The following is an 11,461-nucleotide window of genomic DNA, read 5'->3' as shown; positions in this document are numbered from 1 at the left end:
CCCAACCGAATTGCTTGACGACCATAGAGCGTTGGAACCACCTGATCCCATCCCGAACTCAGCAGTGAAACGACGCATCGCCGATGGTAGTGTGGAGCTTCTCCATGTGAGAGTAGGTCATCGTCAAGCTTCTATCCCAAACCCCCGATCCGTGAAAACGGTTCGGGGGTTTGTCTTTGGGCGCGCAAAATCATCACACAGCCTTCCCAACCCGCACGTCTAACGCGCTGCAGCCCACTTCGATGTAGCAGCAAGCAGCCTCCATTGCTCATAGATTCTCCAGTTAGCACCTGATAACCAATCGATCTGCATGTTTTTCCTGCGTCGTTGCACAGACGGGAATACAGGCCGCTGGCCTTTCCGCTGACCTCACGCAGGAGCCTCCATGAGTCACGCTTATCTCCAGCTGATAGCCGAGGGCGACCATGCCGCGCTATCTGGATGATGCCCAGCGCCGGCAGGTTGAGCGCCTGCAGAGCAGCCTGACTGCGAGAACCGATTGGCCGACCTGGTTGTTGCTCATCGGCGTTTACGCCGGCTGGTTCAGCTTGCACCTGGCTAGCCCGCACCTCGGGCTGTGGCCGACGACCGTGCTGCTCGTTCCACTGGTGGTGCTCTGGCTATCCGTGCAGCACGAATTGCTCCATGGCCACCCAACCCGCTGGGCCAGCATCAATAAACTGCTCGGCTATGCCCCGTTTGCGGTGTGGTATCCCTATACCCTCTATCGCGATACCCACCTGCGTCACCACCGCGATGAGGACTTGACCTTGCCTGGTCTTGACCCCGAAAGCCGCTACCTCGGCCAACGCCAATGGAGTAACAGCCACAGGCTTTCCCGCACATTGCGATGGCTTGATAAGACGCTGCTCGGTCGTCTGCTCCTTGGCCCCCCTCTGGCGCTATGGTCGCTGGCCAGGGAGGAGGCTACTCGCTTGTTGAAGGGTGACCTCAAGGCCTGGATCATGTGGATCGTCCACGGCACGGCTACCTTGCTGATGCTCGCCTTCATCGCCCGTTTCAGCCAGCTGTCCGTCTGGCACTACCTGCTGCTGGTGAGCGTCCCCGCGTTGTCCCTGGCCATGGTGCGTTCGTTCTATGAGCATCGCCCTGCGGAGCACCCGGAACAGCGGACGGTGATCAACGAGTCTGCCTGGCCCTGGAGTTGGCTCTTCCTCCATATCAACCTGCACCTGGTTCACCACGACCTTCCTGGCTTGCCCTGGTACTACCTGCCTCGGGTATACCGCGTGCGCCGTGAACAATGGCTGGCACGCAGCGGTGGTTTTCACGTGCGCGGCTATGGCGAGTTCTTCCGCCGGTACGGACTCCGTCCGATCGATAGCCCCCGTCATCCCAGTGCCCACTGAGGAGCGTTCATGCGCCATGCCGAACTGTTGATGTACGTCGCTCCGCAATGTGTGGAGGAGGCCAATGCCATCTGGTTAAAACGGATACTCGAGCTGCTTGGCGAGGATCGGATTGCCGCCGATGGTCTCAGCCTGCCAGAACTCTGGACCTCGCCCCGCCTGTTGCTGACCCAGACCTGTGGATATCCGCTGATCACTCAACTGCGCGGCCGGGTTCGCGTTCTAGGCCGTCCTGACTACGTGCTGCCCGACAGTACAGACGGCTGGCATTGCAGTCTGATCCTCGCCCGCGTTCACGACGCCCGAACCACACTCGATGATTTCCTCTGTAGTCGCGGCGTGCTCAATGACGCCGGATCGAATACAGGCATGAATCTCTTCCGCCATCGCCTTGCCCCGTTGCAGCAAAGCGGAACCTTCTTCTCCAGCCTTATCCACAGCGGTAGCCACCGTGAAAGCCTGCGCCTGCTACGGGAGGACAAGGCCGATCTTGCCGCGGTAGACAGCGTCACCTATGCCTACTTGGCTCGTTACGCGCCGAAAGAGGTGGCTGGCCTGCGCCTGATAGCGCGCAGCGCCCCCAGCCCGACCCTGCCGTACATTTGCACGGCCGATCTCGGTCCCGACGAGGCCGAGCGTGTGCGCGAGGCTATGAACCAGGCGTTGAGCTACCTTCCCCAGGTTGCCGCCGTCCTGGCTATCCGTGAAATCCTGCCCGCGAAAGACGACGATTACCGGCTCCTCCTCGACTACCAACAACAGGCCATCGAGCAAGGTTATGCGGAGCTCCTCTAATTCATTAATGATCTATAAAAATAGAATTTAAATATTTTTGTCGTATAAGACGCCTTGCTAGGATTCATCCACCGGAACACCGGACCCCTCCCTGCATTGACCGATTTATGGAGTGGCCATGTCCGGCGCCGAGAACTCCCACAGCCTTTACGTGGGCACGCTATTCAGCAGTCATTACACCTGGCTCTGCGGACGCTTGCGCCGCTACCTGGATTCCCCGGCCAGCGCTGAGGACGTCGCGGCCGACACCTTCGTCCAGTTGCTTAGCGCGCCGCTCATCGAGCCCATCCGTCAGCCCCGAGCCTTGTTGACCACCATCGCCCAGCGCCTGGTCTACCAGGTCTGGCGTCGCCGCGACCTGGAGCGCGCCTACCTCGATGCCCTGCTCAACGAACCCGAACATGAGGCGCCCTCGCCGGAAGCGCTGGCACAGATGCTCCAGGCCCTGGAGGAGATCGACCGCCTGCTGGACGGTCTTCCAGCCAAGGTAAAAGCCACTTTCCTGCTGTCCCAGGTCAACGGCCTGACCTATCCCGAAATAGCCGCGGAACTGGGTATCTCACTGCGTTCAGTGAGCGACTACATGGGCAAGGCCATCACCCGCTGCCTGCGCGTTAGCCTGGAGTACCGACATGAGCAATGAGCAGGACGCCCTGATCGAACAGGCTTCACGCTGGATAGTGTTGTTACGCTCGGGAGCCGCCAGCGATGCAGACTTCCACGCGTTCAGTTCCTGGCGTGCGCAGGACCCGCGCCACGAACGCCTCTGTACGCACCTCGAGCAAACCCTCGGCGTCTTCCGGCGCCCGGTGGTGCAGGACGCCGGTAGCGAGTTGCTGCAACGGGTACTCGAGGCGCCCTCCAGCCGGCGTCAGCTATTGCATCGCGCTCTGGTGGGCAGTGGCGTGGTGATCGGTGCCGGCGTGCTGGGTAATCGCTTCACGCCATTGGACGAACTGACCGCCGATCTTCGTACCAGCACTGGCCAGCGTCGTAGCTTGCACGCGGCAGACGGCAGCCGCTTGGTACTCAATGCTCGCAGCGCAGTGGACCTGGACTTTGATGACAGCAGACGGCTCGTGCGCCTGCGAGGTGGCGAACTACTTGCCCAGGTGGCGCGCGCAGATCGCAGACCCTTCGTCGTGCAAACCAGCATAGGACGGGTGTCTTCCGCCGGTGCCGGAATGATGGTCGCCGAACGGGATGGCCGGAGTCGGGTCCTCGCCCTTGGCGGCCCGCTGGAGCTGGTTAACCGAAGCGGTGTTCGGCTGCGACTTCCCGCCGGCCAGGCGGTGGATTTCGACCCCCATCGCTTCGGGCCGGTGCTGCAGGCGAGGCTTGGCGAAACTGCCTGGGTCGACGGACTACTGGAGGTCCGCGATATCCCGCTGCGGGACGTGATAGCAGCGCTGCGCCCCTACCGTGCGGGCATCCTGCGCGTTCACCCAGCGCTTGAAAGCATGCGCGTCAGCGGCCTGTTCCGCCTGGACGCCAGCGATCAGGTGCTGGACGCCCTCAGCCGTACCTTGCCGTTGCGCATCGTCCGCCGCACCAACCTGTGGATAAGCCTGCTCCCCGCCTGAGCGGTTCTAAGGGCATAACCAAACGATCTGCAAGATTCCGCAGCGCCGATGCACACCCCATGCGAAGGCGCTGCAGGGAGCAGCACCACAATGGATTCCTTGGGGGAGTCATCTTGCGTCCTATCGCTGCTTCGAATCGCCGCCGTCTTGCGGCCTTTGCCCTCGGCCCGCTGGCCAGCTTCATCCTCACTTGCGCATACGCGGCCGAAGAAACCCGGCACAGCTTCCACATCGCACCCGGTCCGCTGGACGAGGTACTGCTCAGCATCAGTCGTCAGAGTGGGCAGGTCATCTCCTTTACGCCTGAAGTGGGCCGCTTTTCCGCTGCCGCCGTGGAAGGCGATCTTTCGGCAACCCAGGCAGTGAATGCTGCCCTGCGGGGCACTGGTCTTGATCTGCAGGTCACCCCGGCTGGCGCCTTCATCGTCAAGGGCAGCGGCGAGCGTCCCGTCGCGCCGCCATCCACCCAGGTCGTGCCCCGGGCCGCAGTGCCGGAGGAGCCGGTGCTGGAGCGAGTAATCTCCGTCGGTACCCGCCGCCACGACACTACTGCCCTGACCAGTGCTGCCCCAGTGGATGTCATCGACAGCAAGGAACTGGTCCGCATCGGGGCCACCAGCCTAAACCAAGCGCTGTTCCAGCTGCTGCCCTCGTTCAACTTCCCGCAGAACCAGAGCGCCACTCGTGGCCAGGACCCCAAGGGCGCATCCCTGCGAGGCCTGTCCCCGGATCAGACCCTCGTGCTGGTGAACGGCAAGCGCCGCCATGCCTCGGCGGTGGTCAATATCTCTGGCGGCGTGCCATTCATCGGCGCCCAGCCGGTAGACCTGGACATGATCCCGATCAGCGCCGTCGACCACATCGAAGTGCTGCGCGACGGTGCCTCCGCACAGTACGGCTCGGATGCCGTGGCCGGGGTGATCAACATCGTCCTCAAGGAGCGCGACAACGGTGGCCAGGCCAACGCACGCGTTGGCCAGTACGGCCAAGGCGACGGCTTCAGCAAGTCCGCGGATGTCTGGCACGGCCTGGCCTTGCCCGGCGATGGTTTCCTCACCCTCAGTGCCAATGGGCTGAACAACAAGCCCACCGATATCGGCGACAAGTTCGTCGCCGAAGGCAAGGTGCAAGACCCGCGTTGGGGTGGTGCCAGCCGCGAGAAGTACAATCTGGCGGCCAATGCCGAAGTCGGCCTGGACGACCGCTGGCGTCTCTACAGTTTCGCTACCTACGGCCAGGACGAATCCTTCAACAACACCCCGCCGCTGCTGGCCGGCAGCCCGAACAACGTGCCGGCGATCTACCCCGACGGCACCATTCCCAAGTATCGCTATCGCTATGAAGACGGGGCGCTGACCTTGGGTTCTCGTTTCGAGGATGCCGACATCGGTCGCTTCGATTTCAGTGCCACCTACAGCCGCGACAAGCATGACGAGAAGGCCTTCAACACCGTCAACCCGAGCTATGGGGCGGCGAGCCCGACACGCTTCGAAGTCGCCACCCTGATCAACGAGCAGACCAACCTTGCCCTGGACTACGTCCGCGATCTCGATGTCGACTGGGCCGCCAGTCCGTTGACCTTCTCCGCCGGCGCGGCCTGGCGTGAAGAGGAATACCGACTGGAGGAAGGCGACTTTGCCTCCTACTCCTTCGGCGGTATCGATGGCGTGCAAGTGGGTGCCATACAGGCTTCCGGCCTGCAACCGGACGATGCCGGCACCTACAAGCGCGAGGTCGGCGGCATCTACCTCGGCCTGGAAACCCAACTCACCGAGAAATTCCAGTTCGGCCTGGCCGGACGCACCGAGCACTACGATGACTTCGGCACCACCAGCACCGGCAAGATCTCGGCGCGCTACGAGCTGACCCCGGAGATTGGCGTGCGCGGCACCCTCAACAATGCGTACCGGGCGCCCACCCTGGGGCAGATCGGCACCTCCTGGACCACCACCACCAACGTCGACGCCAACGGCAATCCTGTACTCACCCGCATGCTGCCGGTCAGCCACCCGGCCGCGCAGGCCCTCGGTGCCCAGGACCTCAAGCCGGAGAAGTCCACCAACTACTCCCTCGGCCTGGTGTTTCGCCCCAGCGACCATGCTTCGCTGACCATCGATGCGTATCAGATCGACATCCGCGATCGCATTCTATTCAGCGGCGGAATCTCCGGCCCGGAGGCCGAGGCGATTCTCACCGCTGCGGGCTTTGGCCAGTACGCCTGGGCGCAGTTCATGACCAACGCCGCCGATACCCGCACTCGCGGCGTCGATATCGTCGGCAAGTACGAGATCGACCTGGACGTCTACGGTGACCTCGACCTTTCCGCCGGCTACACACGGACCCGCACCCGCATCGAGAAGGTCCACGCCAACCCCCACGGTTTCGAGACGGTCACCCGTGAGTCCCGTGGCTACCTGGAACACGGCTACCCGGAAGACAAGCTCGTGCTGGGCGCCGTGCATCGCCTGGGGCCCTGGACGGTCAGCCTCTACCAGACCCGCTACGGCGAGTACCGCAAGTACGCCGCCTCCGCCAGCAATGCCCAGTTCGACCAGACCTTCTCCGCCCAGTGGGTCACCGACCTGGATGTGAACTATGCGTTCACCCAGCAGCTGCGCCTTTCGGTGGGCGCCAACAACCTCTTCGACAGCCATCCCGACGACTTCAACCCGCGCCTGCGGCAGACCCCAGCGCAGCAGTACAGCTACCTGGCCCCGGCAGCGCCGGAAGGGGCCTTCTATTACACCCGGCTCAGCTACGACTTCTGACCGGCCACCCATCCAAGGACGCTATGAGGTGCCCATGACCACCATCAAGAAACTGCTGGGCGGCTCGCTGCTGGCCCTGGGGCTGCTTGCGCAGTCCCTGCCTGCGGCGGAGCAGCGCCAACCCATCCATTTCGCCGACATCACCTGGGAAAGCGGCAGCCTGATCACCGAGCTACTCCGCCTGCTGGTGGAGAAGGGTTATGGCTATCGCACTGAAACCCTGCCCGGCAGCACTGTCAGCCTGGAGGCGGCCCTGGTGCGGGACGACGTGCAAGTCATAGGCGAGGAGTGGGCCGGGCGCAGTCCGGCCTGGATCAAGGCCGAAGGCGAGGGCAAGGTGTTCGCCCTCGGCGATACCGTCAAGCACGCCACCGAAGGTTGGTGGGTGCCCGAGTATGTGATCAAGGGTGACCCGGAGCGTGGCATCCCGGCCCTGGCACCGGACCTGCGCTCGGTGGCGGACTTGCCGCGCTACAAAGCGGTCTTTCGTGACCCGGAAAGCCCCGAGAAGGGTCGCTTCCTCAACAGCCCCACCGGCTGGACTTCGGAAATCGTCAACAGCCAGAAGCTCAAGGCCTATGGCCTCACCGACAGCTTCGTCAATTTCCGCACCGGCTCCGGCGCGGCGCTGGATGCCGAAATCGGCTCGGCCATACGCCGCGGCAAACCGGTGCTCTTCTACTACTGGTCGCCGACCCCGCTGCTGGGTCGCTACAAGCTGGTGCAATTGGAAGAACCGCCTTTCAACGCCGAAGCGTGGAAGACCCTGGCCGATGCGCGAAACCCCAATCCGCGCGGCACGCGCTCCATGCCGGCGCGGCTGACCATCGGTGTCTCCGCCCCCTTCCGCACCGAGTACCCGGAGCTGGTGACCTTCTTCGAGAAGGTCGACCTGCCCATCGGGCTGCTCAACAGCACCCTGGCGGAGATGAGCGAGAAACGACTGCCGCCGCGCCAGGTAGCCGAACGCTTCCTCCGCGAACAGCCCGCCATCTGGCAGGCATGGGTACCAGCCGACGTCGCTGAGCGCGTGCGCGGGAGTCTCTGACGTCATGTTCCCGCAATCCCTGCACTACTCCATCGCCGACGCGGTGAACCGCTTCGTCGACTGGCTCGTTCTCCATTACGGCGATGCTTTCCGCGAGGTCTCCGACAGTCTTCTGCAGCTGGTCGCCGGCATCGAAGGCCTGCTGCGCGTCTGTCCCTGGTGGCTGCTCCTGTCCCTGGTCGGTGGTCTTGCCTGGCATGCCTCGCGCAGTTGGCGCCGGGCGGCTGTCCTGGTGGGGCTGCTCTTCCTCATCGGCGTGGTCGGTCTCTGGGACAAGCTGCTGCAGACCTGCGCCCTGGTGCTGGTGTCGACCTGCCTGAGCGTTCTGGTGGGCGTGCCCATCGGCATCCTTCTGGCACGTAAGCCACTGGCGCGGCGCCTTCTGATGCCGATGCTGGACGTCATGCAGACGCTGCCGAGTTTCGTCTACCTGATCCCGGTGCTGATGCTCTTCGGCCTCGGCAAGGTGCCGGCCATTTTCGCCACCCTGGTCTATGCCCTGCCGCCGCTGATCCGACTCACCGAGCTGGGTGTCCGCCAAGTGGATGTATCGGTCACCGAGGCTGCTGCCTGCCTGGGCGCCAATCGCTGGCAGAGCCTGCGCTACGTACAGTTGCCCCTGGCCCTGCCGACCATCATGGCCGGCCTCAACCAGACGGTGATGATGGCCCTGTCCATGGTGGTGGTCGCGTCCATGATCGGCGCCCGCGGATTGGGCGAGGACGTGCTGACCGGTATCCAGACCCTGAACGTGGGCCTGGGTTTCGAAGCGGGCCTGGCCATCGTGGCGCTGGCCGTGGTGATCGATCGCATCACCCAGGGATACGGCGATCCGGCGCAGCGGGCCGGCAGAATCAGATAGGCCGCCAGGGGACGCGGGATTAGGATGCGGAGGACTGCAGTACTAATAAGAACGGAGAAAACATGTCCCCCTCCCGCAAACTCCTGGTGCTCTATACCGGTGGCACCATCGGCATGCAGATGACCGATGCCGGCCTCGCACCGGCCTCGGGATTCGAGGCCCGGCTACGCGCCGAGCAGGCCACCCAGCCGCAGCGTCCGACGCCACCATGGATGTTCCGCGAACTGCTGCCGCTGCTGGACAGCGCCAACATGACCCAGGCCAACTGGTTGACTATGCGCGATGCCATCGTCGAAGGAGTGGAGCGGGACAGTTGCGATGCGGTACTGGTGTTGCATGGCACCGACACCCTGGCCTACAGCGCCGCTGCACTGTCCTTTCTGCTTCTCGGCCTACCGGTGCCGGTAGTGCTTACCGGCTCGATGCAGCCTGCCGGCGTCGATGGCGGCGATGCCTGGCCAAACCTGTTTGGCGCCCTGGCGCTGCTGGCCGCAGGCGTTGCTCCCGGCGTGCACCTTTATTTCAACGGTCTGCTGCTCAATGGCACTCGCGCCAGCAAGCAGAAGAGCGATGCCTTTGACGCCTTCATCGAAGCCCGGCGCTTGCGCAATGGCCAGCGCGCCTCGACATTCCCGGCCGAGCTGGACTACCACATGCAGCGCCAGCCGGTCAGCCTCGCCGTGCAGCCGCTGTTCCCCGGTCTCGCCGCAACGCAGCTGCGCGCGGTGCTGGATAGCGGCGTCCAGGGGCTCCTGCTGGAGTGCTATGGCAGCGGCACCGGCCCTTCGGACAACGCCGACATCCTCAGCGCCCTCAAGGACGCCCACGCACGCGGCGTAGTCCTGGCGGCTATCAGCCAATGCCCTGAAGGCGCAGTGAAGTTCGGCGTCTATGCTGCCGGCAGCCAGCTGGCCAGCAGCGGCCTGGTCTCCTGCGATGGCATGACCCGCGAGGCAGCCCTGGGCAAACTATTCAGTCTGCTTGGTGCTGGCCTGGCTCAGGCAGAAGTGGAGCGCTGGCTTGCGCTCGATCTCTGCGGGGAATCAGCTGACTGACAGCGCACGTCGCCTTTCGACCAGAAACGCGAAAGCCCGCACTTGGCGGGCTTTCTGATTTGGCGCATCCGGCGGGATTCGAACCCACGACCCCTGCCTTCGGAGGGCAGTACTCTATCCAGCTGAGCTACGGATGCGTATGGGGGCGCCATGATACCGATGTCAGACCCTTGCGTCCATGCGGCAAAACCTTGTTCGCAATGTTGAACGATGGTGCCGCTTCTGGTCATCTTTGATCAGGATTTCGACAAACTGCACCCACTTTTTGTTGATTTTATCGAACGGCCTATTGCCCTTAAGTTTCTCGCACCCTAGGATTCCGTTTGAGATTTCAAACGCCCCCTCGCCCCTCCATAAGCCGGGCCGTTCCAATCACTCCGTCCTGGCCAATCCCGCATTGGCTGAAGAACAACAACCTGCCCCGGCGCCCGTGCAGCGCCGGTGTGAAGGAGACAGAGATGCAATTGAAAGACGCCAAGCTGTTCCGCCAGCAAGCCTATATCGACGGCACCTGGCTGGACGCCGACAGCGGCCAGACCATCAAGGTCAACAACCCGGCCACTGGCGAAATCATCGGCACCGTGCCGAAGATGGGCACCGCCGAGACCCGCCGCGCCATCGAGGCTGCCGAGCGTGCTCTGCCGGCCTGGCGTGCGCTGACCGCCAAGGAACGCGCCAACAAACTGCGTCGCTGGTTCGAGCTGCTGATGGAAAACCAGGACGACCTGGGCCGTCTGATGACCATCGAACAGGGCAAGCCGCTGGCCGAGGCCAAGGGCGAGATCGCCTACGCCGCTTCCTTCATCGAGTGGTTCGCCGAAGAAGCCAAGCGCGTCTACGGTGACGTGATCCCCGGCCACCAGCCCGACAAGCGCCTGATCGTGATCAAGCAGCCGATCGGTGTGACCGCTGCCATCACCCCGTGGAACTTCCCTGCCGCGATGATCACCCGCAAGGCCGGCCCGGCTCTGGCCGCCGGCTGCACCATGGTGATCAAGCCCGCTTCCCAGACTCCTTACTCCGCCCTGGCCCTGGTCGAACTGGCCGAACGTGCCGGCATCCCGAAAGGCGTGCTGAGCGTGGTCACCGGCAGTGCCGGCGAAGTCGGTGGCGAGCTGACCAGCAACCCGGTCGTGCGCAAGCTGTCCTTCACCGGCTCCACCGAGATCGGCCGTCAGCTGATGGCCGAGTGCGCCAAGGACATCAAGAAGGTCTCCCTGGAACTGGGCGGTAACGCTCCGTTCATCGTCTTCGATGACGCCGACCTGGACGCCGCCGTTGAAGGCGCGCTGATCTCCAAGTACCGCAACAACGGCCAGACCTGCGTCTGCGCCAACCGCCTGTACGTGCAGGACGGCATCTATGAAGCCTTCGCCGAGAAGCTGAAGGCTGCTGTGGCCAAGCTGAAGATCGGCAACGGTCTGGAAGACGGCACCACCACCGGCCCGCTGATCGACGAGAAAGCCGTGGCCAAGGTCCAGGAGCACATCGCCGACGCCGTTTCCAAGGGCGCCAAAGTGGTTGCCGGTGGCAAACCGCACGCCCTGGGTGGCACCTTCTTCGAGCCGACCATCCTGGTCGACGTACCGAAGAACGCTGCCGTGGCCAAGGAAGAGACCTTCGGTCCGCTGGCTCCACTGTTCCGCTTCAAGGACGAAGCCGACGTCATCGCCATGGCGAACGACACCGAATTCGGCCTGGCTTCCTACTTCTACGCCCGTGACCTGGGCCGCGTATTCCGCGTGGCCGAGGCCCTGGAGTACGGCATGGTGGGCATCAACACCGGCCTGATCTCCAACGAAGTGGCGCCCTTCGGCGGCGTGAAGGCTTCTGGCCTGGGCCGCGAAGGTTCCAAATACGGCATCGAGGATTACCTGGAGATCAAGTATCTCTGCCTCGGCGGTATCTGATCCAAAGACGGGGCAAGGCGCGAAAGAGCGCGCGGCGCCCCAGTTCCACCCCTAGAGAAAACGAGCCTCC

General features: G+C 63.5%; 9 protein-coding genes, 1 tRNA gene and 1 rRNA gene. 10 read left to right on the top strand and 1 reads right to left on the bottom strand.

Going from position 1 to position 11,461, the window contains the following annotated elements:
- The first annotated feature begins 13 nt into the window (after positions 1–13).
- From rrf to E8E75_RS02825, 9 genes are all read left to right on the top strand, one after another.
- A 5S ribosomal RNA gene (gene rrf / locus E8E75_RS02865) occupies positions 14–129 on the top strand.
- 296 nt (positions 130–425) lie between these two features.
- Positions 426–1,370, top strand: coding sequence for a fatty acid desaturase (locus tag E8E75_RS02860; protein WP_120653724.1), 945 nt, complete (start codon positions 426–428; stop codon positions 1,368–1,370).
- A 9-nt stretch (positions 1,371–1,379) separates the two neighbouring features.
- Positions 1,380–2,165: a PhnD/SsuA/transferrin family substrate-binding protein gene (locus tag E8E75_RS02855; protein WP_153919477.1), complete on the top strand. Its 786-nt coding sequence runs from the start codon at positions 1,380–1,382 to the stop codon at positions 2,163–2,165.
- A 118-nt stretch (positions 2,166–2,283) separates the two neighbouring features.
- Positions 2,284–2,808, top strand: a complete 525-nt coding sequence (locus E8E75_RS02850) for a sigma-70 family RNA polymerase sigma factor (RefSeq protein WP_120653722.1) — start codon at positions 2,284–2,286, stop codon at positions 2,806–2,808.
- The gene (locus E8E75_RS02845) at positions 2,798–3,748 is read left to right on the top strand and encodes a FecR domain-containing protein (RefSeq protein ID WP_120653721.1); all 951 of its coding nucleotides are present in this window, start codon (positions 2,798–2,800) and stop codon (positions 3,746–3,748) included. The genes E8E75_RS02850 and E8E75_RS02845 overlap by 11 nt, the downstream gene beginning before the upstream one ends.
- 113 nt (positions 3,749–3,861) lie before the next feature.
- Positions 3,862–6,516 carry a TonB-dependent receptor gene (locus E8E75_RS02840; RefSeq protein ID WP_256673003.1) on the top strand — a complete coding sequence of 885 codons (2,655 nt, stop codon included), beginning with the start codon at positions 3,862–3,864 and terminating at the stop codon, positions 6,514–6,516.
- A 34-nt stretch (positions 6,517–6,550) separates the two neighbouring features.
- On the top strand, positions 6,551–7,564 hold the full coding sequence (locus E8E75_RS02835; RefSeq protein ID WP_153919482.1) for an ABC transporter substrate-binding protein: 1,014 nt from the start codon (positions 6,551–6,553) through the stop codon (positions 7,562–7,564).
- A gap of 4 nt (positions 7,565–7,568) precedes the next feature.
- A complete protein-coding gene (locus E8E75_RS02830; protein ID WP_153919484.1) occupies positions 7,569–8,426 on the top strand; it encodes a proline/glycine betaine ABC transporter permease in 858 nt (285 codons plus the stop codon).
- A 62-nt stretch (positions 8,427–8,488) separates the two neighbouring features.
- On the top strand, positions 8,489–9,481 hold the full coding sequence (locus E8E75_RS02825; RefSeq protein WP_120653717.1) for an asparaginase: 993 nt from the start codon (positions 8,489–8,491) through the stop codon (positions 9,479–9,481).
- Positions 9,482–9,541: 60 nt separating this feature from the next.
- On the opposite strand, the gene E8E75_RS02820 is transcribed toward E8E75_RS02825, so the two are convergent.
- Positions 9,542–9,618 (bottom strand) — tRNA-Arg (locus E8E75_RS02820).
- Between the two features lie 321 nt (positions 9,619–9,939).
- On the opposite strand from E8E75_RS02820, the gene gabD reads away from it, so the two are divergent.
- Positions 9,940–11,391, top strand: coding sequence for an NADP-dependent succinate-semialdehyde dehydrogenase (gene gabD / locus E8E75_RS02815; protein ID WP_120653716.1), 1,452 nt, complete (start codon positions 9,940–9,942; stop codon positions 11,389–11,391).
- The last annotated feature ends 70 nt before the right edge of the window (positions 11,392–11,461 follow it).

Origin of the sequence: Pseudomonas sp. BN606 (genome assembly GCF_029873115.1) — a bacterium.
GTDB lineage: Bacteria > Pseudomonadota > Gammaproteobacteria > Pseudomonadales > Pseudomonadaceae > Metapseudomonas.
The sequence above is the reverse complement of the archived record's forward strand: the minus strand, read 5'-3'. Positions and strand labels throughout refer to the sequence as shown.

Excerpts from the sequence above, each read along its gene's own strand:
- E8E75_RS02835 (WP_153919482.1), top strand. The coding sequence starts at position 6,551 with ATGACCACCATCAAGAAACTGCTGGGCGGCTCGCTGCTGGCCCTGGGG.
- E8E75_RS02850 (WP_120653722.1), top strand. The coding sequence starts at position 2,284 with ATGTCCGGCGCCGAGAACTCCCACAGCCTTTACGTGGGCACGCTATTC.
- E8E75_RS02855 (WP_153919477.1), top strand. The coding sequence starts at position 1,380 with ATGCGCCATGCCGAACTGTTGATGTACGTCGCTCCGCAATGTGTGGAG.
- E8E75_RS02845 (WP_120653721.1), top strand. The coding sequence starts at position 2,798 with ATGAGCAATGAGCAGGACGCCCTGATCGAACAGGCTTCACGCTGGATA.
- gabD (WP_120653716.1), top strand. The coding sequence starts at position 9,940 with ATGCAATTGAAAGACGCCAAGCTGTTCCGCCAGCAAGCCTATATCGAC.
- E8E75_RS02825 (WP_120653717.1), top strand. The coding sequence starts at position 8,489 with ATGTCCCCCTCCCGCAAACTCCTGGTGCTCTATACCGGTGGCACCATC.
- E8E75_RS02860 (WP_120653724.1), top strand. The coding sequence starts at position 426 with ATGCCGCGCTATCTGGATGATGCCCAGCGCCGGCAGGTTGAGCGCCTG.
- E8E75_RS02830 (WP_153919484.1), top strand. The coding sequence starts at position 7,569 with ATGTTCCCGCAATCCCTGCACTACTCCATCGCCGACGCGGTGAACCGC.